This window comes from Schleiferilactobacillus harbinensis DSM 16991 (assembly GCF_000425885.1).
GTDB lineage: Bacteria > Bacillota > Bacilli > Lactobacillales > Lactobacillaceae > Schleiferilactobacillus > Schleiferilactobacillus harbinensis.
Genome location: NZ_AUEH01000015.1, coordinates 13,108 through 39,866 on the forward strand (window position 1 = coordinate 13,108; position 26,759 = coordinate 39,866).

Annotated in this window: 20 protein-coding genes; 12 read left to right on the plus strand and 8 right to left on the minus strand. The window is 53.6% G+C overall.

All coding sequences use genetic code 11. From position 1 onward, the window contains the following. Positions 1 to 70 precede the first annotated feature (70 nt). The 10 genes from H627_RS0106115 to H627_RS17245 all read left to right on the plus strand — a co-directional run bounded on the left by H627_RS0106115 (position 71) and on the right by H627_RS17245 (position 14,912). Complete coding sequence (locus H627_RS0106115; protein ID WP_027828227.1) at positions 71 to 1,570, plus strand: DUF4127 family protein; 1,500 nt, start codon at positions 71 to 73, stop codon at positions 1,568 to 1,570. Beyond that, the gene (locus tag H627_RS0106120) at positions 1,567 to 3,276 is read left to right on the plus strand and encodes a glycoside hydrolase family 2 protein (RefSeq protein ID WP_027828228.1); all 1,710 of its coding nucleotides are present in this window, start codon (positions 1,567 to 1,569) and stop codon (positions 3,274 to 3,276) included. Before H627_RS0106115 ends, H627_RS0106120 begins: the two co-directional genes overlap by 4 nt. A 334-nt stretch (positions 3,277 to 3,610) precedes the next feature. Continuing rightward, complete coding sequence (locus tag H627_RS0106125; protein WP_027828229.1) at positions 3,611 to 4,927, plus strand: ABC transporter substrate-binding protein; 1,317 nt, start codon at positions 3,611 to 3,613, stop codon at positions 4,925 to 4,927. 168 nt (positions 4,928 to 5,095) lie between these two features. Continuing rightward, a complete protein-coding gene (locus H627_RS0106130) occupies positions 5,096 to 6,031 on the plus strand; it encodes a carbohydrate ABC transporter permease (RefSeq protein ID WP_027828230.1) in 936 nt (311 codons plus the stop codon). 11 nt (positions 6,032 to 6,042) lie between these two features. Continuing rightward, entirely contained in the window at positions 6,043 to 6,906 is an 864-nt protein-coding gene (locus tag H627_RS0106135; protein WP_035440075.1) for a carbohydrate ABC transporter permease, read from the plus strand. A gap of 20 nt (positions 6,907 to 6,926) precedes the next feature. Then, a complete protein-coding gene (locus H627_RS0106140) occupies positions 6,927 to 7,574 on the plus strand; it encodes a YesL family protein (RefSeq protein ID WP_027828232.1) in 648 nt (215 codons plus the stop codon). Positions 7,575 to 7,585: 11 nt separating this feature from the next. After that, positions 7,586 to 8,374 (plus strand): acyltransferase domain-containing protein, encoded by a 789-nt coding sequence (locus H627_RS19160; protein ID WP_027828233.1) that lies wholly within the window; start codon positions 7,586 to 7,588, stop codon positions 8,372 to 8,374. Positions 8,375 to 8,408: 34 nt separating this feature from the next. Next, positions 8,409 to 10,985 (plus strand): DUF4855 domain-containing protein, encoded by a 2,577-nt coding sequence (locus H627_RS0106150; RefSeq protein WP_027828234.1) that lies wholly within the window; start codon positions 8,409 to 8,411, stop codon positions 10,983 to 10,985. A 21-nt stretch (positions 10,986 to 11,006) separates the two neighbouring features. Beyond that, a complete protein-coding gene (locus tag H627_RS17240) occupies positions 11,007 to 12,605 on the plus strand; it encodes an alpha-amylase family protein (protein WP_051225222.1) in 1,599 nt (532 codons plus the stop codon). Between the two features lie 18 nt (positions 12,606 to 12,623). Further along, positions 12,624 to 14,912, plus strand: a complete 2,289-nt coding sequence (locus H627_RS17245) for a glycoside hydrolase family 31 protein (protein WP_152319374.1) — start codon at positions 12,624 to 12,626, stop codon at positions 14,910 to 14,912. Between the two features lie 163 nt (positions 14,913 to 15,075). On the opposite strand, the gene H627_RS0106165 is transcribed toward H627_RS17245, so the two are convergent. Genes H627_RS0106165 through H627_RS0106180 form a run of 4 tightly spaced genes read right to left on the minus strand, consistent with a single transcriptional unit; the run spans position 15,076 to position 18,314 of the window. Beyond that, entirely contained in the window at positions 15,076 to 15,894 is an 819-nt protein-coding gene (locus H627_RS0106165) for an alpha/beta hydrolase (RefSeq protein WP_035440076.1), read from the minus strand. A 29-nt stretch (positions 15,895 to 15,923) separates the two neighbouring features. Next, a complete protein-coding gene (locus H627_RS0106170) occupies positions 15,924 to 16,733 on the minus strand; it encodes a MurR/RpiR family transcriptional regulator (RefSeq protein WP_027828236.1) in 810 nt (269 codons plus the stop codon). Continuing rightward, the gene (locus tag H627_RS17250) at positions 16,699 to 17,613 is read right to left on the minus strand and encodes an ROK family protein (protein ID WP_051225224.1); all 915 of its coding nucleotides are present in this window, start codon (positions 17,611 to 17,613) and stop codon (positions 16,699 to 16,701) included. The genes H627_RS0106170 and H627_RS17250 overlap by 35 nt, the downstream gene beginning before the upstream one ends. A gap of 2 nt (positions 17,614 to 17,615) precedes the next feature. Beyond that, complete coding sequence (locus H627_RS0106180) at positions 17,616 to 18,314, minus strand: N-acetylmannosamine-6-phosphate 2-epimerase (protein WP_027828237.1); 699 nt, start codon at positions 18,312 to 18,314, stop codon at positions 17,616 to 17,618. An 856-nt stretch (positions 18,315 to 19,170) separates the two neighbouring features. On the opposite strand from H627_RS0106180, the gene iscB reads away from it, so the two are divergent. Then, complete coding sequence (iscB, locus tag H627_RS17255) at positions 19,171 to 20,487, plus strand: RNA-guided endonuclease IscB (protein ID WP_226999197.1); 1,317 nt, start codon at positions 19,171 to 19,173, stop codon at positions 20,485 to 20,487. A gap of 61 nt (positions 20,488 to 20,548) precedes the next feature. Here the strand turns inward: iscB and H627_RS0106190 are convergent, their stop codons facing one another. Genes H627_RS0106190 through H627_RS0106205 form a run of 4 tightly spaced genes read right to left on the minus strand, consistent with a single transcriptional unit; the run spans position 20,549 to position 25,758 of the window. Further along, a complete protein-coding gene (locus tag H627_RS0106190; protein WP_027828238.1) occupies positions 20,549 to 21,382 on the minus strand; it encodes a carbohydrate ABC transporter permease in 834 nt (277 codons plus the stop codon). Between the two features lie 10 nt (positions 21,383 to 21,392). Further along, on the minus strand, positions 21,393 to 22,268 hold the full coding sequence (locus H627_RS0106195; protein ID WP_027828239.1) for a carbohydrate ABC transporter permease: 876 nt from the start codon (positions 22,266 to 22,268) through the stop codon (positions 21,393 to 21,395). 16 nt (positions 22,269 to 22,284) lie between these two features. Further along, positions 22,285 to 23,547 carry an extracellular solute-binding protein gene (locus H627_RS0106200; protein ID WP_027828240.1) on the minus strand — a complete coding sequence of 421 codons (1,263 nt, stop codon included), beginning with the start codon at positions 23,545 to 23,547 and terminating at the stop codon, positions 22,285 to 22,287. Between the two features lie 15 nt (positions 23,548 to 23,562). After that, positions 23,563 to 25,758, minus strand: a complete 2,196-nt coding sequence (locus tag H627_RS0106205) for an alpha-galactosidase (RefSeq protein WP_027828241.1) — start codon at positions 25,756 to 25,758, stop codon at positions 23,563 to 23,565. 142 nt (positions 25,759 to 25,900) lie between these two features. On the opposite strand from H627_RS0106205, the gene H627_RS0106210 reads away from it, so the two are divergent. Further along, positions 25,901 to 26,725 carry an AraC family transcriptional regulator gene (locus H627_RS0106210; protein WP_027828242.1) on the plus strand — a complete coding sequence of 275 codons (825 nt, stop codon included), beginning with the start codon at positions 25,901 to 25,903 and terminating at the stop codon, positions 26,723 to 26,725. Positions 26,726 to 26,759 lie beyond the last annotated feature (34 nt).

Consider the following 26,759-nt stretch of genomic DNA (forward strand, 5'->3'; position numbering starts at 1 on the left):
TGATAAAAACGCTTTCCATAGATACAATGTAAGGGCCTGAGCAATTACATTTCTGGAAGGGGGAGTCAGAATGGCTCAGATCATGTTTTTACCGTTGGACGAACGACCGTGCAATTACGCTTATCCGTTGCGAATCGCACAACAAATGGCGGACATCAAGATGATCGCGCCACCGGCAGACATGCTATCCCATAAAAAAAAACCCGCCGACACCCAGGCGTTACGCCAATTCGTTTATGACCACACCTGGCGCAGCGACGTTCTGATTCTGCCGACAGAAATGCTGCTGTATGGCGGATTGTTACCATCGCGGCGACATCACCTGACGGCCGCCGATCTCAGCGGATATCTGCATTATTTACGGGCAGTGCGCGATGCCGCGCCACGGGCCCAGATTTACGTGTCCAGCCTGATCATGCGCACCCCGCAGTACAACAGCAGCGATGAAGAACCGGATTATTACGCCGAATGGGGCAAGAAGATCTTTGATTACGGCGTGCAATTAGATAAAACCGGGCAAACGACCACCGAGATCCCGGCGGACATCATCCAGGACTATACGACGCGCCGCCAGTTCAACCGGGAGGTCATCCTGGCCCTGCTTCAACTGGTGCACGAGCGGGTGATCGATTTTATGGTGATTCCCCAAGATGATTCCCATCCATACGGTTTTACCGCCATGGATCAACGTGTCATTTATCCTCAGATCAACCAACTGCGCTTGAACAATCGCGTGCTGGTCTATCCCGGCGCCGATGAGAGCGGATACGAGTTACTCGCCCGCGCGGTGAATCATCTGCACCACCAGACCCCGAAGTTCTATCCGTTGTATTCCTCGATCCATGGCCCATTAGTCATCCCGGCGTATGAAGATCGGTCAATCGGGGAAAGTCTCAAGTCCCACATCCTGGTGACCGGCAGTACGCTGGTCGGCACGCCGCGGGAGGCTGACGTGATTTTGGCCTACAACACACCGGCTAAGACCCAGCAAGAAGCCGCCGACCAGGATCACGCCGATATCAGTATGGCTCGGGAGCGCAACCTGCCCTATTTTGTCGATACCATTCGTCGCTTCGTTAATGAAGGGAGAAAGGTGAGTATCGCCGACAGTGCCTTTGCCAATGGCGGCGATCGCCAGTTGCTGACGATGCTGGCGGATCGGCCCAAATTGCTGCCGCATTTGCTGAGTTACCGGGCGTGGAACACCAACTGCAATACTCTTGGCAGCGTCCTCAGCGAGTCAGTGATCGGCCGAGAAATTCCCAACCAGCCGCGTTTGGCTAACCTCGTGGCGACGCTGAGCGATGATGTCTTTTATCAAGCTAGTATCCGCGCCGAGTTGACCCAGACGCTGCTGCCAGAATATCAGCTCAGCGCTTCTGATCTTGGCAAACACCAAAATATGGTTGCTCAAGCTGCCCGGGAAGGTATCGTGACCCTATACCGGCAGACAGTGCAGCGCAGCGGTCTACCGCCCCTGAAGAAAGCGCAAGTGAGCGTCACTTTTCCTTGGCAGCGCATGTTTGAGATCAACTGCACGGTTCAATTAAAGGAGGAAACCAAACTATGACAATACCTCGTCCAGAACATCCGCAACCCCAACTGGTCCGCCCCGACTGGCTGAACTTGAATGGCCAGTGGGATTTTTCCATTGATGCCGGCAACAGCGGTCGGGAGCGCCGGTTCTTTGCCGACCATCAATACGAACAGAAAATCACCGTGCCATTCTGTCCGGAAAGTGAATTGAGCGGCGTGCACCACCAAGACTTCATGCCCGCCGTGTGGTATCGGCGCCAATTTCAAATCACAGAAGCCCAGGCGGCTCAAACTACGCTGCTCCATTTTGGCGCCGTGGACTACGCCTGTGAAGTTTGGGTCAACGGGCAAAGCGTCGGAACCCACCGCGGCGGGTATGCCTCTTTCAGCTTCGATATTTCCGCCGCAGTCAAACTGGGAGAGAACACCGTCGTGGTATGGGCGCAGGATGAGGTCCGTACGCCGGGACAGCCCCACGGCAAACAGAGCACGACCTATGCCTCCCGCGATGTGTTCTATAGTCGGGTGACCGGCATTTGGCAAACTGTCTGGTTGGAATTTCTCCCCCGGACGCACATCGTTAACGTACAGTATTATCCGAACTTGGCGGGGCAAAGTATCGGCGTGCAAGTGCAACTCAAAGGTACCGCCAGCCTGACCGTTGATGTTAGTTATGCCGGCCAGTCCTGCGGTACCGCCACCGTTCAGGGGCAAACGGGCGTCGTCACGCTCAACGTGCCGCTCACTGCGCTGCATCTCTGGGAGGTCGGCCATGGCCGGCTGTATGATGTCACGCTCCACTATGGTGCCGATCAAGCAACCAGTTATTTCGGCATGCGGGATATTCAGATCAAAGGCAACCAGTTCCTGCTCAACGGCCAGCCGGTTTTTCAGCGGCTGGTATTGGACCAAGGCTACAATCCCCAGGGCATTTATACCGCCCCCACGGATCAATTCCTGGCCGACGATATTCAGCTGGCCTTAAAGGCCGGCTTCAACGGCGCTCGGTTGCACCAGAAGGTCTTCGAACCGCGCTTCCTCTATCATTGTGATCAGGCCGGCTTCATTGTCTGGGGCGAGTATGGCAATTGGGGTACGGACGTGGATGATGCCAGCGCCCTAAGCCACGTCTTGCCAGAATGGCTGGAAGTGGTTCAGCGGGACTTCAATCACCCATCAATTATCACCTGGTGCCCTTTCAATGAAACCTTGCAAAACCGTGACCGGCCCACCGGGGATATTTTGCTCCAGACGATTTATGCGTTGACCAAACAAGCCGACCCCACCCGGCCGTGTATTGACACCAGCGGCTTTACCCACACGGTGACAGATATTTACGATATCCATGACTACATCGGTGACGGGGATGAATTGGCGGAGAAATACGGCACATTGGCCCAAGGTGTTCTGCCGGATGTCCGCCAGATTAACGGTCAAGGCGACGCGACGAAACCAGTACTGCTCAGTGAATATGGCGGCATCCGCTGGTCCCCGGATGATTCCGGCTGGGGGTACGGCGATCAGCCCCATAGTGTGGCGGACTTCATCGCCCGCTACCGCGGCATCACCAACGCCTTGCTCAATAACCCGCAGATGTGCGGCTTTTGTTACACCCAGCTCTACGATGTGGAGCAGGAGAAGAACGGATTGTACACGTATGATCGGCAGCCAAAATTCGATCTGCCGACGATTAAAGCAATCACGTCGGCGCCAGCAGGTTATGAGGGCGCACCACTCTAGTATTCCCACTGTTTCTTGCCAGCTAATGCCCCTGGCAAGCACTTTTTTGAAGCTAAATGGAAAAAATATCTGTTTAAATGTATTTCAAAAATGATTTCCCTATGCTATCTTAAACATGTGAGCGGTTTCATTAAGCAACGTTACCGAATCGACGATCTGGGGAGGTTGGTCGATGGTTCTCGGTGGTGTCCCGGAGGCGCATAGGCGCGTTTCTCCTATGCCAAGTTTTCTTGCAGGTTTAGGCATTGGCGCGAATTCTAGAACCCGCCAGTGATATCCAATGCACTCATTAGTCTGTTGTATTTCAGAAACCCGAATGGGGAGGTATTCAAAAATGAAAAAGCACTTGATTCTGACGGCATTAACCGCTGTCTCCGCCGCTTTTCTCCTTTCTGCCTGTGGTTCCGGTACTGGTAATAAGACCAGCTCCGGCAGTGGCGGCGGCGAAAAGACGATCACGCTGCAAATTGGCGGCAAGGAAGATACGGAGCCGACATCGCAATATATGCGGTCTAAGAAGTGGGCCACAGACTTCAATAAGGCCCATAAAGGGAAGATTCAAGTCAAAATTGCCAGCGGCCGTGACCCGCAAGATACATTGACTGCTATTTCGGCCGGGTCCACACCGGACATTTTCTCCAACTATTGGAATAACGTCCCGCAATGGGCATCATCCCACGCCATCTTGAACCTGACTAAGTACATCAAGAAGTCTACGATCTTCAACAAGGATGACTTCCTGCCGTACGCGACGAAGATGGCTTCCACCCCTGAGGGTGTGCAATATGCCGTACCCAGTTACACCGAGTCGTCAGTCCTGATCTATAACCGGACGATGCTCAAGGAAGCAGGCTACAGCGAACCGCCTAAGACCTTGGATGAATTGGTGGCCATGAACAAGAAGATCACCAAGACTGAAAACGGTAAATTGACCCAAGCCGGGTTCATTCCGGACCAGCCGTGGCTGGATAACGTCGCCTGGCCGGTAGCAACCGGTGCGCAATGGGTGAATAAAGAAGGCAAGGTCACTTTCGACACAGCTAAGATGCGCAAGGCATACCAGATTCAAGTCGACATCATCAAGGACTTGGGCGGTTATAAAGCTGAGCAGCAATTCGTTTCTTCCATCGGTAAGATTCAGGAAGCATCCGACCCGGTATTGAATGGCAAGATTGCCATGATGCTGGTGCCTGACGGCTGGTTGGCCGCTTACTACAAGTATGGCAAGAAAGTCGACTGGGACGTTGCGCCGTTCCCGAGTGATTCCGGCGAAAACATGATCACCATCGGCACTTACTGTATCAATGCCAAGACCAAGAATCCGGATGCGGCATGGACGGTTCTGGAAGACTTCACCAGTGAAAAAACACTGAAGAAGTACTTCTTGGATGGCGACTTTAACAACGGCTCTATCTGGGCCCGCAAGAGTCTGATCAACGCGTTGGCGACTTCCAAGAAGTATCCGGCACAAATCAGAACTGTCGCGAAGAACTTGGAAACAGAGAAGCTGCGCGGTTTCGCCATCACGTCCTATACCAACGAGTATCTGGACGAAATCACGAAGGAAATGTCTGATGCTTTAGCTGGCCGGCAATCCGTTGCGGATGCCGCCGCCAAAGTACAAAAGACAATGGAAACCAAAGCGAAGTAACGGCCAGTACAGCAGGGCGATAATTAAACGCTGAGAGAGCGGGACAACTGTCGGTAGCCCTCGCACATTAAGGATAGCGACCCCTCTATCTCGGTTCTTAAAAGATATAGGGGCCGCTATTTTTATCGCCAGACCCTGGGTACTGCCAGTGATGGGAGAGTGTATACGATGACCGCACCGAAAACTAAATTTTGGAAAAAATCCAATACGGAGGAAAACGGCATTGGCCTGTTGTTCTCCATGCCTTGGATCATCGGGTTTATCGCCTTTCAGCTATATCCGATCATCCAAGCAATTTATCTGAGTTTTACGGAATATAACCTGTTCGATGACGCCAAATGGGTGGGCCTGAAGAACTATGTGGACATGGTGTCTGACGCGAATGTCTACTTAGCCCTGCGCAACACCCTGTATATGGCCGTGATCGGCTTGCCGATCACGATCTTGGTCTCCATTGGCATTGCGCTGCTCCTCAACTTCGGCATCAAGGGTTTGTCGTTCTTCCGAACGATTTACTATCTGCCCTCCATTGTGCCGCTGGTGGCCGCCGCGTCTGTCTTTATTTGGGTGCTGAATCCTGAGTTCGGGCTGTTTTCCCAGGCGTTATCGCCGTTCGGAATCACGGTACCGTCCTTCATTACGGATCCGGCCTATACCAAGCCGGGGTTGATCATCATGGACAGCTGGCGCAGCGGCCAAACCGCAATCATTATTCTGGCGGCGCTGCAAGCTATTCCCCGGACCCACTATGAAGCCGCTGATTTGGATGGGGCCAATGCGTGGGACAAGTTTTACCACATTACCCTGCCGGGGATTTCACCCACGCTGCTATTTGTTTTTATCACCGGTTTGATCGGTAGCCTGCAGTACTTCACCCAAGGGTTCGTCTTTTCTTCCATTTCCAACGGCGCGTCCAACATTGCAGGCTACGGTCCGGCCGGGTCCTTGCTGTTCTATGCGACGTATCTCTATAACACCGCGTTTAAGTATATGAAGTTCGGCTATGCCAGTGCGTTGGCCATGGTGCTCTTGGTGCTGATCATTATTCTCACCCTGATCACCTTCGCTATCTCCCGCAAAGCCGTTAACTACGCGACGGAATGAGGGGGATCACAATGAATAATACAACAACTGCTAACCACCTCACCGCGTTGAAGGTTAAGAAAGTCATCAAGCGGACCATTCCCTACATTATCATCTCAATCGTGGCGATTGTCTTCGTCATGCCGCTGTTGTGGATGATCAACACTTCGCTGAAGTCTTCAGCGGAGGTGTTTTCCACCACCTCCGGCTTCTTCCCGCGGGTCCCGCAATGGGATAACTACGTGAAGGTCTTCCAACGGATGCGGATCGGGCTGTACCTGAAGAATACGCTGATCACCTCGGTACTGCCGACGATCGGCCAACTGATTTCAGCGCCGATGACAGCCTATGCCATTTCGCTGATCAACTGGAAGGGGAAGAAGATTCTATTCCCCATCATCCTGTTGACGATGATGATTCCGGTCCAAGTGACGCAAGTTACCTTGTTCGGGATCTGGTCCAAGCTGAACATGGTCAACACCTTCACGCCGCTTATCCTGCCGGCCTTCTTTGGCGGGGCATACAACATTTTCCTACTGCGGCAATTCATGATGGGGTTGCCTAAGAGTTTGATTGAAGCTGCGAAAATCGATGGGGCAAGTCAAACTCGTATTCTGTACCAGATCATTTATCCGTTGTGTAAGCCGGTATTGATCACAATCGGGCTGATGACCTTCATGGGGGCGTGGAACGATCTGATGACGCCGCTGATCTATTTGTTCGATAGCGACAAGCTGACTCTGGCGGTGGCCCTGCAACGGTTCCTGACGGATGCTAATAAGCAGTGGGAACTGCTGATGGCGGCATCGACGATCTTCACAGCGCCAATCATTGTCCTGTTCTTCTTCGGGCAGCGCTACTTCATTGAGGGAATCGTCACATCTGGATTGAAGTAAGTACGAGAAAGGGTGGTCTTATGCTGGACTACGATAGTCCTTTGGGGCGGATTTTTTCCACAGTCGCCAATTTGTTATTGCTGAATTTCATCTTCATTTTGACCGCACTGCCGCTGATCACTGTCGGCGCCAGCTTGACCGCCCTGTATACCGCGACGATCAATTTGGTCCGGCAAGACGGAGAGTCGCCGGTCAAGGTCTACTTCCGAGCTTGGAAGAAGAATTTTGGCCGCAGTACCTTGCTATGGCTGGCAAGTCTCATGGTGTTGGCTGTGATGGTGCTGGATGCGTTATTTTTCCGGCGTATCGGTTTCCCAGGGGCCAGTCTGCTGTTCTATTTCAGCGTCGTCTGTATCATTGCGTTCCTGGTCGTGCTGACCTATCTTTTCCCGGTGCAGAGCACTTTCTACACCACGTTTTGGGCGGCGTTTAAGAACGCGGCACTATTCCCCCTGGCTTTTCCGGTGGACGCGCTGATCCTGTCTGCGATTACTTTTGTACCGGTGGTCCTGCTCTTGACTCACTTTGCGCAATTGTTGATTGGGTTCTTAACCCTCTATGTGTTCATTGGTTTTTCGCTTCAGGCCTACATCAACGCGTTTATTTTCGACAAGATCTTCAAACAATACACGGGGGCCGTCGGCGGTAAGTTTGCCGTGAAGCGCTAGGGGGTGGATCAATGCAGTTACAGGAGTTGTGTCAACGAATCGATATGCCGGAATCGGTCACGACCCAGCTAGTCGCAATCGACCGGCAGCGGGCAGTGCCGGTGAGCCGGTGGCAGGCTTTTTATCGCGGCCTGGCCGAATTTGAGCCTGATGAGGCGTTTTATCACAAGCTGCTGGCCGTCGCGCCCGATGATGCGTTGGGGTTCAACGTGCTGTGGCAGTCGCTGAATTTGGCGCTGCAAGCCGCTGACATTTACCGGCAGCGGAGTATTGCCGATGAGATTTACGCGGCTACGATGGGCTTCTTTTCCCGGACCGTCAAAGAAGGCCGCTTGGAACAGGGGATGTATTGTTTTCCCACTCGAACCTGGGGTATCCGCCAATTGCAGTTGCGGGAGTTTCGGCTGGGCACCCTGGAATTTGAAAAAACACCGACAGGCGTCATTGAGATCCACATTCCTTCGGATGCTGATCTTGACCAGTCCCAGCGCTTGGCGGCGTATGCCCAGGCGCGGCAATTCTGGGGTCCGGCGTATACCGATTATGAGTGCTTTTCGTGGCTTTTGTCCCCAGTACTCAAGCAGATTTTGCCGGCAAAATCGCATATTCTGCAGTTTCAAAGCGATTTTCGCATTGAACGGTGGGACAAAGAACAGGGTGATTACCGCAAGTGGATTTTTCATAATTCGCAAGCGCCAATCGCTGATCTCCCGGAGACCACATCGCTGCAACGCAGTGTAAAACAATTGCTGTTAAGCGGGGGAACGATTGGCGCCGGGGTGGGAAAATTAATTGTGTAATTGCTAGTCATGATTCAAGGAGGAGACAACACCGATGAAGAAACTGTTGGCATTCTGCTTACCATTGGCTTTTCTTGCACTTGGCGGTTTAGCCGCCCCGGCGAAGGTAACCGCCGCTGATTCAAGCATCACAAATGACGATCGGGTCACCCCGCAGCAAATCACCACTGTGCTGAACGGGTCGGCAACTGATCCCACGAAGGAGGCCGTACGCTTGACCCAAGGTGCTGGATACACTACGAGCATTAAGAGTGCGGCCCAATATACGGACACCGACACAAAAGAGTTAACCGATGGCGCAGTGGCCACCGACCAGAATTTTACCGATCCGATTTGGTCGGGTTACGCAACCAATGGTCAAGACTTGGTTGTGGAAATGAACTTAGGGAAGGACGTGGCCGATATCAGCCGCATTGGCGCGAACTTGGCCCTGGACCAGGATGCTTCAATCGGTGTACCGGCAGCGATGGAAGTATGGGCTGCTAATGCCCAGCATGATTACGCCTTGGTGGGTAAAAACATCCCGGCGGCAGACGCCAAATTGCCCGCGGGAAATACCTATACGGCTGCTGTGACGCTCCAGCAAAGTATCACCGCTCAGCGCATTAAACTGGTTTTCAAAAATCCGCGCCATGCGTGGATTTTCTTGTCGGAAGTTTATGCGGATAAATTGACTGGTGTGGCGGCGGATCCTATGGAACCAGCCAATTGGCCGGGGTATCACTATTATCCAGAAGTGACATTACCGATGACCAATGGGAGTCAAACCACCGACCAGAACCCGCAAGCGACCGTTAATTTGGCGGCCGGGCTGCACTATGGCGTGGCTGAAAAAGCAACGCTCAATGGCCCCGACGCCATACCTTGGTTCAATTCTCTGCCGGCGGCGACGCCGGCATATCCTAACGATGCCAATCTCAGTCTGACGGACGGCAAGTACGCGGCCAAGCCGGATATGGGTGACGACCCGTTACAGCCCTGGTTCCGGTTTACCCGGGGCGAGTCGCGGGATGTGTACTTTGATCTAGGCCGGGCGGCCGCTGTATCCGGCGTGAAAATTGGTTTTCTGAAGCAAACATCGAAGGGCATCCGGCTGCCGCGCAACGTTGATGTGTATTTATCCAACGACGGGCAGAACTGGATGCCAGTGTTCTACGGTAAGGATTATCAGAGTAAGGATGCAGACGCCATTGTGCGGCGTACGGATAACTTTGATAAACCCTATGCGGCCCGGTACGTGAAGATTGAGTTCGAAGTGGCCCCGCATATTTATACCGATGAGATTGAGATCCTGGGCAAGCAGTCTACGGCTGGGGCGAGCACGCTGACGCCGCAGCCAGAGCCGCAATATCCTAACGCCTATGCCTCACCGACCAAGTTTGGCTTGCAAAACACGATGTTGGCTTATATTCCTGGTGATCCCAGCGATAAGCAGGGGGTGCCGCGAACGGTTGACTGGTACAAGCCGTATACAGCATACATGCAAAACGGCCAGATCAAAGACACGATGTTTGATTCCTTCTTGATGCTGCCGTATCTTCATTTCCTATATGATGGTGAAAATAAACGGCCGTTGACGAAGAAGGATTGGCAAGGCTACATCACGAATCAATTTGCTGACCAGTACAATGTCAGTGCGTTGAATCAAGCGGTGGGTGAAACCAAAGCGGCGCTGAATAAGCCTGATTATCAGGCTTCAGTGATCTTGCCGCTGTTTTATCCGGTCCAATCCGTCAAAGATTTCGGCATTGTGAATGGCCGACATTTAAATTTTGCCAACACACAGAATCGTTATTTGGCGCTGCAGTGGATGGTGGATGAACAGTTGAAGGAATTCCAGGCGAAGGGTTACAAGAATCTCAAGCTGAATGGGTTCTATTGGTTCACCGAAGAATTAGACAACGGCGATCCTGAGATGGAAAGCATTTTGCAGCAGCTGACGAATTATGTCCGGGAGAAGGGTTACATGACGTCGTGGATCCCATACTTCCAAGGCAGCGGCTACCAGCGCTGGCAGGAGATGGGATTCGATTTAGCAATTTATCAGCCAGGATATGCCTTTGATGCCTCAGTACCTAAAGCGCGGCTGTACGAAACGGCCGCTAAGGCAAAACAGCTGGGGATGGGGACGGAGTTCGAAGTGGAAGGCGTGACGCCGACTTCAGTGACCCGCTTTAAGGATTATCTTTATGCCGCTGCTCGGAACGGTACCATGACGGATGCCGTGCATATGTATTACCAAGGCAGTGTGGATGGTGCAGTTTATGACAGTTACCAGTCCAAGGACCCGTATCTGCATTCTTTATATGATGATACGTACAAATTTGTGCATAACCAATTCACGACAGCGGTGGCAGCGCCGACTGCGCAATGGCTGATCGGCAAAGAGAACGGGACGATTTCAGGCACGATCACAGGCACCCCGACGACCGCAATCAAGGGTTATCAGGTGGTCCTGGATCCTAAGTTTGGGTCCGTCAGTCTCACGGCGGATGGGCATTTCACTTACACGCCGATCAAGGGTTACGTTGGGTCAGACAGTATCTCGGTCATCTATGACTATGGCTATCAACAGAGTGCTCCGACGACCATCACGTTTAACGTACAGTAAGTAATAGAAAGGACGGAGGATATGGTTGACCAAACACCGCGCTATGTACGGGTCCAGAATGCGGCGAATGAGTGGGAGGGTCTGACCCAAGACCGGAGGAACCACTGGACGAATGCGGCATACACCGTGGCGATCGATGAACATTTGGCGGTCACCATTCGGGCAGCCCAGCCGATCCAACGCATCCAACTGGAATGGGCGGCGGATTTCACCGGTCCCTGGCTGTTTCTCGGCGATGCTTTTGAACGGGCTTATGGCGATCTGCATTTCGCCCCGCTGGACGAAGAACGGATCTGCCATTGGTCCATGGCGGCTCGCCAAGGTGCGCTGGCGCGGTGTTTTGGCGTGGCGGTGCAGCCCAATGCGCTGTGTGCCTGGCAAGCGACGGCCGCTTCCGTGACGTTGTGGCTGGATGTGCGCAATGGGACGGATCCGCTGGATCTGCATGGGCGGGTCCTGGACTGCTGTACTTTGGTATTGCGGGAGTATCCCGAGACCGACACTGATTATTCGATGCTGCATGCATTTGCCCGGGCAATGTGCCCGATATCGCGCCACAGTGATGAGCCGATCATCGGCATCAACGACTGGTATTATGCTTACGGCGCCAATACGGCGGATCTGATCATCCAGAACGCGCAGTTGGCCGCGGCGCTCGCGGACGGCCTGGGGGTTAAACCGTGGGTGCTCATCGATGACGGCTGGGAGAGTGCTTACGATTCGCAGACGGAGTACAACGGCGGCCCGTGGCAGACCGGTAATGATAAGTTTAGCGACATGGGCAGCGTGGCACAGCAAATTAAGGCTGCGGGGGCTCAGGCCGGCCTTTGGTTCCGGCTGCTGCTGGTCCAGTCAGCGGCAACGAAGACGATGGTATTACATCGAGACCAGGATAGTCTGTTTCTTGATCCCAGCCATCCCGCCGTCCGCAAGCAGGTGGGCGCCGACATTCAGCGTTTCACTGAATGGGGTTTCAAAATGATCAAGCACGACTTCACCACTTATGATATCTTTGGATTGCAGGGAGTGGCGATGGGCTTGAACTACTTTGCCCAGCCGACGCATTTCTACGACAAAACCAAGACGACGGCGGAAATCATTAACCAGTTCTATGCCGCGATTCGCCAGGCGGCGGGAGCAGCGTTGATCATCGGCTGCAACACGATCTCGCACCTGTCAGCGGGCGTCTTCGACATTATGCGTGTCGGCGACGATACCAGCGGCCGCCATTATCAGCGCACCCGCTCCCGCGGGGTCAATTCATTGGCCTTCCGGCTGGCACAGAACGACGTGTTCTACCAAGCAGATGGGGACTGTGTGGGCATTTCGGACATGATCCCTTGGGTCGAAAACCGGAAATGGCTGCAGGTGTTGGCCCAGACCAAGACACCGCTGTTCATTTCCTGTGATCCCACGGGATTGACGGCAGAAATGCAGGCTGACATTCGCCAGGCTTTTGCTCAGCGGATGCAAGCCCAGCAAGACGGCGGCAGTGTGCCCGCCGGGTTGGCCGCGGGTCTGTACCCGACCCGGTGGCGGAATCCGACTACCGGCCAAGTAACTGATTTTGCCTGGTTCGACACCCCGCGCCAGTTTTACGCCAGCTTCCCATACTATTGAGAAAGAAGTGTGCATGCAGTGACAACACAGCAGCAAATCACCGGAGACAAGTACCGGTTTACGGTGCTGACCCCCAGTCTGATTCGCATGGAATATTCTGAGTCCGGCCAGTTCGAGGACGGCTTGACCCAAGTGGTGATCAATCGCGAGTTCCCCGCGTTCGACTTTAAAGTGATCGACTATCCGGATCGGCTGGATATCGTGACTGAATTTCTCCATGTCCATTACAACAAGCAGCCGTTTTCCGGCGGCGGGCTGTACGTCGAATTGTTGAAGAGTGCCAGTTATTGGGAACAGACTTGGCATTACGGCCAAGCCCTGGATACCTTGAAGGGAACTGCCCGGACGCTGGACGGCGTCAACGGCGCGATCCCGCTGGGGGACGGTCTGGTTTCACGGACCGGCTTCAGTATCTTGGACGATTCTGAGTCGCTCTTGCTGGATAATGCCGCCAATGACGGCCAGGGCGCGGTGAAGCCGCGGCCGATTGCGGAGCAGGATTTCTATTTCTTCGGCTATCAAGACCGGTATCTGGAAGCCCTGCACGATTACTACGTCCTCACTGGCTTCCCACCACTGGTCCCGCGCTTTGCCCTGGGCAACTGGTGGAGCCGCTATTGGCCGTATACAGAACAGTCCTTTACCCAGCTGATGGATAAGTTCCGGGACTGGCATATTCCCCTGAGTACAGTTTGTATCGATATGGACTGGCACTTGGTGGACATTCCAGCGCAATACGGCAACGGCTGGACGGGTTACAGTTGGAATAAGAAATTATTTCCGGACCCGCCTAAGTTCTTGCAGTCCCTGCACGATGACGGGTTGAAAGTGGCCTTGAATGTCCATCCTGCTTCCGGGGTGCGGGCTTACGAGGATGCTTATCCGCGCATGGCCAAACGGCTGGGGCTGGATACGAAGAATGAGCAACCGGCCGATTTTAACCTGATCGACCCGAACTTCCTCAAGTCCTATTTTGAGGACTTGCACCATCCCTTGGAAGACGAAGGCGTCGACTTCTGGTGGATCGATTGGCAGCAGGGGACGGAGACGGGTCAAAAGGGTCTCGATCCGTTGTGGCTGCTGAATTATTATCACTACAATGACAGTGTGCGCCGCCACGGCCAGGATGCGCTGATCCTGTCGCGCTATGCCGGACCAGGCAGTCACCGCTATCCCATCGGTTTCTCCGGCGACACGTGGATCACCTGGGATTCGCTGCAATTCCAGCCATACTTCACGGCCACTGCGTCCAACATCGGCTACGGCTGGTGGAGCAATGACATTGGCGGCCACATGGCGGGCCAGCGGGATGAAGAGCTGGAGCTGCGCTGGATGCAGCTGGGCGTCTTCAGCCCCATTAATCGGCTGCATAGTTCATCGTCGCTGTTCATCAATAAAGAGCCGTGGACTTTCTCCGCACCTTATGATCAGTACATTGTTCAGGCACTGCAAGCCCGGCACCGTTTGCTGCCGTATTTGTACACCCACGATGTTCGGGCCCACGAAGAAGGCATTCCGCTGATTTTGCCGGCGTACTATCAAGAACCGGGCAATGACGAGGCGTATCAAGTGCCCAATGAATACTTCTTTGGGGAGAAAATGCTGGTAGCCCCGGTGACGACGAAGCAGTCGCCGGAATACCGGATGGCCAAGACTAGCGTTTGGCTGCCCAAGGGAACCTGGTATGATTTCTACCACGATTGGGCTTATCAGGGGGATACGACCCTTGATGTGTATCGGGCGCTGAACGAAACGCCGGTGTTTGTCCCAGCAGGGGCCGTGATCCCGTTGACCGCAGCAGATGAAGCGACCCAGTTCGGAGCAGCCTTGCCGGAAACGATCGAATGGCATGTCTTCCCGGGCAGCGGCCAACAGCACTTTACACTGGTGGAAGACCAAGACGGCCAACGCTGCACCTCTACGGTGACGGTGGATTGGACGACGGAACAAGTGACGCTGACGGTAGAGGGTGATACGGCGGTGCTGCCCAGTAATCGGCAGCACGTGATCGTCTTCCACGGCGGGGCCGTGGCGGCGGATAGTACCGACCAAGCCGCGATTACCGCCGGTCAGTCGTTATCCTTCATCGGTTTCCCGGAGGATCGGACGGATGACTTGCAGGACGAGGCGTTGCGCCGTATTAAGGCGGCATGGACGAGTACACAAACCAAGGAGAACGTGTGGCGGATCATGCAGGGCGACGGGTCACTGCCCCATAAGCTGAATGCGCTGCGCAAGGCGGCCGATCCGTTCTTCGTGGGGATGATGTATGAGCTGCTGTATTGTCAGGAATCACAGGAAGTTTAAGTTAAATCATTAAAGTGATCATTTTTGAAAGTGGGGACCGTGATCAGCGAAGATCATGGCCCCCACTTTTTATGTTGATCACAGTGTGCATGCGCATTAAAAAGGCTGGCTCATTATCGATAGGGAGGATTCTTATCGGTAATGGGCCAGCCCTTTAGCGATGCTATGCAGAAAAGTTTTCTTTTACCCAGTTCTGAAACAACGTCGGCCAGATCGCCACCTGCGGGTCAACTTCTGTTCCCTTGGGCGTTCGAGTTTCGTCCGTTGCCAGACTCAACCCATGGCCGCCGTTGGGGAAAAGGTGCAGCTCCGCCGGCACCCCGGCAGAGCGCAGCCTTTGCACAAACTGCAGTGAGTTCTCAGCCGGGACCAAGTCATCCGCCATGGTGTGCCAAAGAAATGTTGGCGGTGTCTCGGCCGTGACGTGCAGCTCAGGACTGACATCATGCAGCAAGGTCGGATTGTGTTTCTCCGGCCCGAGCAGATGGTCAATGGAGGACTGGTGGGTATACTGGCCAGCAGTCAGGACAGAATAGGCCAGGGCGAGACCGCTGGGCCGCAACAGGCGCGGATCGCTGGCCGCGTCTTGCAATACAGGGGCCGACCACATCGTGGCCAAGCTGGCCGCGAGATGGCCGCCGGCGGAGAAGCCCAGGACGATGATGCGGTCCGGGTCCACGTGCCACGCGGCGGCGTTGTGCCGAATCAGCAGAATCGCTTGGGCCGCTTGGCGCAGGGCGGTGGGATACAGTGCCGGATAAACCGAGTATTTTAAGATAAAAGCATGATAGCCCATACCCAGAACCTTCAGGGCCACTGGTTCTGCTTCCCGGGGCGAAATGAACTCGTAACCGCCGCCCGGAAAGATCAGCACGACCGGGCGAACGCGGTCGCTGCCCATTTCATGATTATTGTCAATGACATAGCCCGTGAATTGGGCGGTGTCCGGGCCTTCAGTGATGACTTTTTGGATATAGTGCACTGCCGCAGCGCCTGCTTTCTAAAGAAATTTTACCGAGGATGAATGACCGAGATCGTTCGCGCCATGTCGGCCGCGTGCGCCGGATCGCGGAGCAGATAAACGGACAGGACGTCGATCAGGTACATCAGCGAGAACTGGGAATTGATGAAATTCTCCCGGTTCAGGAACAGCGCATTATACACCAAGACCGTGATTTCACTGGTTTCGGTCAGCTTGCTCTTTTGGAAGCTGGTGAACGAAATGATCGTCGCGCCCTGCTGGCGGGCCAGTTGCGCGGCCTCAATGACTTCCACGGTGTTCCCAGAGATCGAGATGCAGATGACCAGGTCTTTCGCCGTAAGCAGGGAGGCAGCAATTTTCATACTGTGGGAATCGGTGCAGGCGAAAGCCGTTAACCCCATCCGGCTTAAGCGCGTTTCGAATTCCTTGGCCGTCAGCCCGGAACTGCCGATACCGTAGACGTAAATCTTGCGGGCTTGGGAGATTTTGGCCACTACTTGGGTAATGGTCTCCTCGTCCAGGCGTTCGACGCTTTTGTTGATCACGTGCTTGTAGAATTCGTTGATCTGCTGCAGTGTGTCGTCGGAATTGGCGGCCGGGACCGGCCGCTGTTCCGTCGTGACGACGGCCAGCTGGATTTTAAAATCCGCGTAGCTTTTACAGCCGATTTTCTGACTGAACCGATTCACCGTCGCGATGGACGTGTGGGTGACTTGGGCCAGTTGAGTAATTTTCATTTCCCGGACGTCCCGGGGGTGATTGACGACGTAGAGCGCCACGGCGCGTTCTTTGGGATGAAATGCGTTAAACGTGCGCTCGATCGTCTTGAGAATGTCCATGTCCATGCGCCGCCTCTTTCTGTAAATAGTGGTAGAGAGCCCCATACATCCCGGCTTCGTTGCCTAGGGTGGCTGTCTTCAGGGCGGTGGCCGCGTATTGCTGCGCGGTGAGCCGCTGGCGAAACGCCGCGTCCAGCAATTGGCCGAACTCGGGGGCGCCTTCGATGATGCCGCCGCCAATGATGAATAATTCGGGTTTCAGTAAATGATTGATATTGACGAGTTCACTGGCGATGCCGTCCAGCCAGAGCTGTACGGCGTTTTGCACATCGGGATTGCCGTCACGAAAGGCGTGCACGACCTGATAGCCGGTGGTGAAGGGCTGATTGGCAGCGTCCGCAGCCCGGTGGATCAGGGCCTGCGTGTTGGCGTAGGTTTGGAAATCCTGGCCGTTTTGATTCACGTAACCCACTTCCCCGGCACCAAAACTGGCGCCGCGGTAGAGCTGGCCGTTGATCAGAATGGCGCCGCCGATGCCGGTACCAATGGTCATACAGAAAATATGCTGCTGGGGATAGTGATTGCGCCACAACTCGCCGAGCAGGGCACAATTCACATCGTTTTCGACCCAGCAGGGGACACCGGTGCTGTTCTCAACACTCTGTTTTAACGGCGTGCCCGTGTAACCGGGAATCGTGTAGCCGGCCGAGACGATCGTGCCGGTGTCCGGATCAACTACGCCCGCACTGGCGATGGCGACACCGGTGATACCAGAGTGGTGGTACGCCTGGTAAATGGTCCCGGCTTGGGCGGCAATGTGATTGTCCGCAGCCGTCTTTTCCGTCGGCGTTTCTTGTACTGCGGTGATGCGCTCACCGGCTTCAGTGAACAGGGCATGTTTGATCGTCGTACCGCCAATATCCAGCGCAAGCAGGGCCATGGTCACGCCTCCTGTTCTTCCGGCTGATCAATGGCTGCAACAAACCGTTTGGTGATTTGCTGCGGGCGGGTGATCGCGCCGCCGACCACAACAGCGAATGCCCCGAGATCCAGGGCCCGCCGCGCCTTTTCTGGCGTATCGATTTTGCCTTCGGTGATCACCGGTTTCGTGACCGCTGGAATCAGTTGTTTCAGATAAGCAAAGTCGTTGTCAGCAATGTTTTGCCCCTGGGTCTCGGCCGTGTAGCCGTGCATTGTCGTGCCGATAATATCGAACCCCAGCTGTTGCGCCTGCAAAGCTTCCGTCACCGTTGCCGTGTCGGCCATCAGCAGAATCTGGGGATACTTGGCCCGGGCATAGGCGATTAATTCTGCCAGCGGCATTTCCGGACGGGGATGGTTCGTGGCATCCATGGCAATGATTTCCACCCCGCAGGACGCCAGCTGGTCAATTTCCAGCGACGTCGGCGTGATGTACACCGGTGATCCCGGATACTCCCGCTTGATAATGCCAATCATGGGTAAAGAGACCACCTCCCTGATCGCCAGAATATCGATCATTGAGTTGGCCCGGATCCCCGCCGCCCCAGCCGATTCGGCGGCCTTGGCCATACGGGACATGATATAACTGCTGTGCAACGGTTCATCAGGCAATGCCTGACACGAGACAATCAGGTGGCCTTTGAGTGTATTCAAGTCCATGATCAGACCCTCTTTCCGCTAAGATGCATTACACCGCGTGCTGCGGGTAATGGCAAATAACCTTGTGAGCGGTCATTTTGTGAGCGGTTAAGGGCGCAAAAACTGTGTTACGCCACAGGTTTAAGATACCATATGGAAATGATTTTTGCAATAGATATGTGATGGATATAATTTACATAAGTGGGAAATGAATTGATCCAGTTTTTGGCATTCGAATCAGGGACGGTATTTTTTTGCTTTTGAATCACTTGTGCACGGGACAGTGGAAAGTACCATGCTGCTTAAAACGACCGTAAATATTTCGTAGATCACCGTGATTAAACGGAATTGTTGTCATAGCATAATTCGGAAAGCTTTTGCTAGAATGGAGATATGGGAGAACTGGTGTACCGGGATTGTATATTCCCCACTACCGCAATGATTGGCTTGGTACGAGTAAATCAAAATGATTCATTGCGTACATGTGTTAACCACCAGTGATTCCATACGATGAATTGATTTGATTGAAGCTTTGTCCGGTGTAATTGTATGTCAGTTACCCACGGCGAAAGCCGAGAGCAAATATGTTCTTAACTGACTAGCCTCTGTCTAGCAATCTAACATTACCAGACTACGTTAAGTAGGTGCACACCTTCAGATGGTGCCCTAGTCTGTCGCACTGTGAGGGCAACGTAAACAGCGGTGAGGGTGTAGCCGCAGTCGACCCTGACATCATCCAGTGCCGTCTCCACAGGCACGGACCCTATTTAACATTGGCGAAGGGCAATCCACACATGTTAGTCTCATTGCTGCATGTGATCAGCCCCTTACTTGAAGGTTGGCTGATAAATAAAAAAACAAAGGGGTGGTGACTGAGGTGGTTCAAAATAGAATATTTGTCCTCAATCAGGATGGGCAAGCATTGATGCCCTGTCGTCCGTCAAAGTGTCGGCATCTGCTTCATTGTAATCGTGCTATCATAGTCAGCCATACTCCGTTCACCATCCAGTTAAAGTATCAGTCGGGGTCTTGCTTACAGGACGTGTCAATTGGTGTTGATTCAGGTCAGCGACATATTGGACTTGCAGTAACGAGCAACGAAAAAGTGCTTTGGCAAGGAGAAGTGACTCTGCGACAAAATGTAAAAAGCCTTTTAGATACACGTCACATGTATCGACACACACGTCGACAGCGACACACACGATATCGAATGGTACGCTTCTCGAACCGAAAGCCTAGAGATATCCGCTTGGGCGTGTGGTTACCACCATCCGTTCGACAAAAATGCGAGCACAATATCCAATGGATTAATCGAGTGCGTAATGTTTTGCCACAAGCTGATATATCTATTGAAGTGGCCAAATTTGACGTACAAAAGTTGAAGGATCCGACCATTCACGGTATCGGGTATCAACAAGGCGACGCCTTTGGTTATGAAAATGTGAAACAATATGTTCTAGAACGTGATGAACATACCTGCCAATTGTGTAAACGCAAAATTGATACCGAGACGAAGAAAACATTGAAGTTGCACATTCACCACATCGTTTACAGGAGTAAAGGCGGTACTAACGCAGCCACGAATCTGCTGACGGTATGTACTAAGTGTCACACAGATCGAAACCATAGAGCCGGCGGCCCTCTTTATGCGTTATTTGAGCAAAAAAAGACAATACCACCGCTTAAAAATGCCACATTTATGAATATGTTGCGTAATCGATTGCTTACCGCTTTTCCTGAGGCGCATTTCACCTATGGCTACATCACAACGGTTCAGCGAAAAAAGTTGGGTTTGGCAAAAGCACATTATCGCGATGCTGTAGCAATCAGTGGAATTCAACAAATTATTGAAGAGCCAAAATCAGTTGTGATGTTTGATCAGTTTCGGACGAAAAAACGATCATTGCATGAAGCAACGGCACGCAGGGGGCGAAAGCAAAAGAATGTTACTCAAAAACGAGTGAAAAAGAATACGAAGAAAGTAAAAGGTTGGTGCTTGAACGATTATGTTCGAATCAGTGATGGACGTTGCGGGTTCATCACCGGGTTTAGTGGTCTCTGGATGGCTCATATTAGGGATCGTCAGGGTGGTTTGGTTAAAAAGCTCGTGAGTCTGACTAAGCTTGCCTTTCTTCATCACACAGGAACTTGGAGGTGTACAACTTTACCAACAGATGTCTATGACATGCAATAAAGGTCGGGAGACAGAAAAAGTACGCCTCGTATTGAGACGTACTTTACTGTCGTGAAATGGTTTACTTTACTGCTCCGTTACTCATCCCAGCAATAATGTTCTTCTGGAAGATGACATAGACAATCGTGATGGTAATGATCCCAACGACGTACGATGCGAAACTGGGTCCGTAATCGTTGAAATATTGGCCTTGATAGTTATATTGAAAAAGCGGCAACGTCCACATCTTAGAGTCCTTGTTCAAAATCAACAACGGCAGCATGAAGTCGTTCCAGAACCACAACGCGTTCATGATCAGCGTTGTCGCGTGCATCGGCTTCAGCATCGGGAAGACGATCTTGAAATAGGTCGTGATCTTGCTGGCACCGTCAATTTCGGCGGCTTCATCCAGACTCTCGGGCACGCCCATCTTAATGAATCCCACGTAGAGGAACAATGTCTGCGGTACCGCGTAAGTCAGGTACAGCAGCATTAACCCCCACATGTTGGCCAAGCCCAGCTTGCTCATCATGACGGTAATGGGAATCATGATGACTTGGAAGGGCACGAAGATCCCGAGGATCAGGAAGCTGTACATCAGACTGAACGCTCGTTTCTTCGAAATGTTCCGGGCAATGGAGTAGGCGGCCATGGGCACGAAGAACATGACCAGCAGAACCGAGATGACGGTGATCACCGTGGAGTTCCAGAAGTAACCGCCAATGCCGTCGGCCAACAGCCGCCGGTAGTTATCCAGTGTACCGGGATTGGGGAAGGAGAAGAAATTCCCCATGATGTCCTTCGTGGTCTTGAAGGAACTGAAGACGGTGACCAGCAGCGGGATCAGAATGAGGATGCCGCCGACGGTCAACAGGATATATTTGCCAATGTTGCGTGTTTTCTTTTCTGTTTGCATGACGATCCTCCTAATCGATCTGGAACTTCTGGGATACCTTGATCTGAATCAGCGAAATGATGGCGATCAAGATGAACAGCACCAGGGCAATGGCGTTGGCGTAGCCGTACTGGTTGTTCTTAAAGGCGTAGTTGTAAACCAGCAGGCCCAAGGACGTGGTGGCGTCGCTGGGACCGCCGGACGTCAAGGCGAAGATCTGATCGAAGGCCGTCAGCCCGCCTTTGAGCGCCATGATGAAGACGATGGAGATACTCGGCAGCAGGTAGGGCAGTTCGATCTTCCAGAAGATCGTAGTGTCGTTGGCCCCGTCAATACGGGCGGCTTCCTTGATTTCTTCGGGAATGCTCTGCAACCCGGCTAAGAAAATAACGATGGGCATGGCCACCCCTTGCCAGATCATGACGAAGACCACGGCCACGATGGCGCCGCCAGCGGTACCCAGCAAACTGGTTTCCAGCGCTTTGATGCCAAAGAACGAACCGATTGCCGGCAAGCCGTAGTTGAAGATCTGCTTGAAAATCAAGGAGACCGTCAACCCGGACAGGACGGCCGGGAAGAAGAACCAGGCCCGGAAGAACGTTTGGCCGTGGAACTTGGCGTTTAGGACCCGGGCAAACAGAATGCCCAAACCGATTTCGCCAATGATCATGGCCAGCGTCAAGATGATGGTGAAGCCAATGGCCTTCATGAACTTCGGGTCGGTGGCGAGGATCTTGTAGTTATTGAAACCGACTAGGTGGAAGTTATACGTCAGCCCGGTCCAGTCGGTAAAACTGTAGAACGCCCCTTGAATCAGCGGCACGTAGAAGAAAATGAGCTGCAATAGGACGGGGACGATCAGGAACAACCAACCCCAATATTTACTGATAAATTTCTGTAAACGCATGTTGTTTTCCCCCTCCTTAATTGCTGGCCTTCATCGGATTGAAGAAGGCGTTCAACGCGTTCACCAAATCCGACTTGCTGCCGTTCAACAGGTAGTTGGTGGTCAGTGTGAAGAAATCATTCTCACTGGTCCAATCCTGGGCCAGCCAAACGAATTGATGCTTGGTAAAGGCGTACTTGGTGATGCCGCCCAGCGGCGAATTGACGCCCGCCTGCTTGACACCGATGACAGAACATGGCGACCCATCAACATCATAATATTTCTGCATCGCTTGGGGCGTAGTCATGTAGGCCACGAACTTTTCAGCCGCGGCTTTGTGTTTGGAACTGGATGAAATGGACAGGGCCAAGTCGCCGGAACCCACGGTGAGGCTTTCACCCTTTTCTTTACCCGGGAAGGCAAAGGTGCCGACCTTAAACTTGGGTTTCTGCTGCTGAATAACCGGGTAGGCCCAGGAGCCGTTGGGCATGATCAGGGCATCACCCTTGGTGAAGGCCACGACGGCGTCGTTGTAGCTGGCCCCGCGCCAGTTATTCTGGGCGGCGTTGTTCTTGCGCAGCAGATCAAGCCGGTTGAAATCCTGCTGCATGACCGGGTTGCTGGCTTTGATACCGTTCACCGGACTGAACCGCAAAACTTGATTGGCTTTCTTCGCACTGCCGGCAACGGTGGCCAGGGCCAACTGATGATAGCCGTTCAGTGTCCAGCCTTCAGTCCCGGCGAGAGCGAAGGGCGTCTTACCCTGCTCACGGATCTGTTTAACGAGGGCTTCGAATTCAGCCCAAGTTTCTGGTACTTTCAGCCCCATTTTGGCAAAGGCGGTTTTGTTGTAAAAGAACCCGTACACGTTGGCAGTCAGCGGTGCGTTATAGACCTTGCCGTTAATGGCGAATTGCTGGGCGTAATTGTTCTTGATGTTCTTTAAGTAAGGGGCCTTCGTCATATCTTCGAAATAGCCGGCTTTCGCCCATTCCCGGTAATCGATGTTTTGCGGATAGATGTTAATGACGTCGGGCACATCACCAGCGAGCACCCGGGTCTTCAATACATCCCCCGCGTTAGGGACGTTTGTGACTTTGACCTTGATCTTTGGATTCTTCTTCTCGAAGTCCGTCGCAATTTGCTGCAAGGTCGTGGACATTTCCTTCTTCTGGTTGAAGAATTCGATGGTGGTTGTCCCGTTACTGCTGTTCTGGTTGCTGCCGCAAGCGCTGAGCAGCAAGGTGGTACTGGCGGCTAACAGGCTGATGCCGAGGATCTTTGTCAACCAATGCTTCATAATCTCCCACTCCTCTTAATTGATCGCTTTGAAATGATACTGGTGTGTCGTGAAGTCCTGCCGCTGCAAGGGCTGATATAACCCCATGTGCATCAGCTCGTCGCCGCCATAAACGGTGTGGGTGGCAGTGTCTTCATACTGCTTTGCCGGATCCAGTCCGGCCATTTTCACGATATGGAACGCCGGCTGGCCGTTGTTCAGCAGGTGGAACGTGAACAGCAGCGCTTCGTTCTGGTCGGCAGAAACAAACATCCAGGCATAATCATTGCCGCTTTCCAGCCGGAGAAAATGGCCGAATTGGATCAGCGGGCGGATCTGCTTGTACGCGGCGACTTGGGCCGCGACTTGTTTCTGTTCTGTTTTCGTCAGCTTGGTGAGGTCCAGTTCGTACCCGAACACAGCACTCATCGCCACGTTGCCCCGCGTCGCCAGAGACGTGCTGCGGCCAGTCTGTTCGTTTGGACTGACCGACACGTGCGCGGTGAAGGTGTTGGGCGGGTAGACCAGAGACGTGCCGTATTGGATGCCTAAGCGTGAAATGGCATCGGTGTTGTCGCTGGTCCAGGATTGCGGCATGTAGTAAGCAAAACCGGTATCAATCCGGCCGCCGCCGCCGGAACAGCCTTCCCACAATACGTCAGGGTACTTGGTGGTCAGCTCTTCCAGCAGCGCGTAGAGCCCCAGTGTATAGCGGTGGAGCACTTCTCCTTGACGGGCAGCCGGCAAAGCGTGGGAATAGATGTCGCTCAGATGCCGGTTCATGTCCCACTTGATGTAGTCGATGTAACCCTGATCAAGCAAGTCAGAAAGCTGGCCGGCAATATTGGCGCGTACATCCTCCCTACTTAAATCTAGCACATATTGGAAGCGGCTCGGCGATGGTGCCCGTCCTGGTACCGCTAACAAATAATCGGGGTGGGCGCGATAGAGGTCAGAATCCTTTGAAATCATCTCTGGTTCGACCCAAAGACCGAATTTCAGACCTTGGTTATGGACGTAATCGGCGAAATGCTTCAAGCCCAGCGGGAACTTGTGACTGTCCACGACCCAGTCGCCCAGAGAGGTGGTGTCATCGTCCCGGTGGCCAAACCAGCCGTCATCCAAGACAAACATTTCGATGCCCAGTTTCTTGGCGGCATCCACGATAGGCCGCAATTTTGCTTCATTAAAATCGAAGTAGGTGGCCTCCCAGTTATTGACGAGGATCGGCCGTTCTTGGTCGCGGTAGCGGCCGCGGACCACGCGTTCCCGAATCAGGCGGTGGTAAGTCTGGCTCATGGCGTTCAGCCCTTGGTGGGAATAAACGAGGAGGGCTTCCGGCGTCTGGAATTCAGCGCCGCCGGCCAGTTCCCAGGTGAAACCAGCGGGATTGATCCCGGCGACGACCCGGACTTGATCGATTTGATCTTTCTCCACCGTGAGGGCGTGGTTGCCGGAATAAACTAAGTCGACGCCATATACATCGCCGTGGAATTCATCAGCATCCGGGGCGGTGAGGGCGATGAAGTTGTTCATTTGGTGGCTGGTGGTGCCGCGGGTGCTGGCAAACTGTTTGATTCCGTAACCAACGACTTCTTTCTGGAGATGACGTTCGTTGGCGTGGGCGCCGGGGAGCGATAGCATGCGGTAGTCGCCGGCGGGGAAGTCGAGTTGGACCGACGCAGCCTGTTCCAAAGTGACGGCGGGCTGATCAGCCGGATTGCGGAAACACACGGAGCGGGCAATGACTGCCCGGTCGCGGTAAATGGTGTAATACAGGTCAGCCTGTAAGCGACTAGGCTGGTCCACGACGGTCACGATCAGGGTGGCCGCTTCATTGGGTGATTCCACATAAGCGGCAGGCAGACCGGGCAGTTTGGGTTTGCCTGGGACGATTCGGTGACTCGCATAGACAAAACGACTGGCTTGGGCGCCATCGGCCTGACGAATCACGAAGGCTGGAATGCGAAAGTCCGCTTCGCCGCGACTGCTGATTTCTTGGGGCAGAGTGTCTAACGAAAAGCCGCGTTCCGGCTCGGCCACCGGCAAGTTGCCGGCAAAGCCGCGATCCTTGCGGGGGTAGTGCCGTTCACCGTGGTAACCGGCGACCGCTTGGCCAAAGTACAAGTGGCCGAGCACACCGCCGTCTTCGATGGCGAATATGTAGCTGATTTGCTGGTTATGCAAATGGAATACCTGCGTTTTTGCGTCAAATGCAATCAAGTCTGCCATGAAAAATCCTCCTGTTTGGTGCAACCGTTTTCTATACTGCTTAGTGTACGGATTATGCACAGCGAAAAACATGGCGGTGCCGGCCTATTCCATGGCATAATGATAAGTGAACATTTTGACAGATATATTAGGAGGAAGTCTGATGGAGTTTGAATACAAGCGGGTCGATATTGAACATGTAGACTGTAACGTTGTTTTTTATGGCCGAGAGCAGACCCGCCCTAACTATGCGTTCGGGGGAAACAACGTGCGGGACAGCTACGTACTCCATTACATCGTTTCCGGGAAGGGCCGGTTCGCCAGTGCCGGCCGCAAATCCGTGGCGCTGGGAGCGGGGGATTGCTTTTTGCTGCCGCAATCTGTGCCCTGCTTTTACCAGGCCGATGGGGAAGACCCGTGGGCCTACGAATGGATCGGGCTGACCGGCATGCATTTGGGGGAGTTGTTCGACCGCAGCGGATTAGCGGATAAGTATTGGCTGCGGCATGTTGACGGCAGTGCCTTTCAGGAGCAGTTCGCGGCGTTGTTTCAGGGCCTGCACAGCGGGCGGGCGGCAACTTTGGCCAATGAGCTGCAGGTCCAGAGCCAGCTGTACGCAATGTTTTATGCCCTATTAACGGAATTTCCGGGGAAAGGGGCGCAGGAACGGGTCGGCGCCACCGCCACGATGAACCAGGCCGTCGCTTTTATGCGCCAGAATTACCCGCGGCGCTGCAATGTCACCGACGTCTGCACCGCACTGCATGTGTCCCGAACCTATCTGTATACTCTTTTTCGCCGGTTTGTCGGGATGAGTCCGCAGCAATATTTAACCCAAATGCGGATGGACGAGGCAAAACAGCTCTTGCGCACGACTGATAATGCGGTGGATGAGGTGGCCGCTCGGGTGGGTTACAAGGATGCGTTTACATTCTCGAAAGCGTTCAAGCGGGCGGTGGGAGCGAGCCCGCGGGAATATCGGCAATAATCTGAACACGCCTTGAAGCGGACTGATTTTGCTG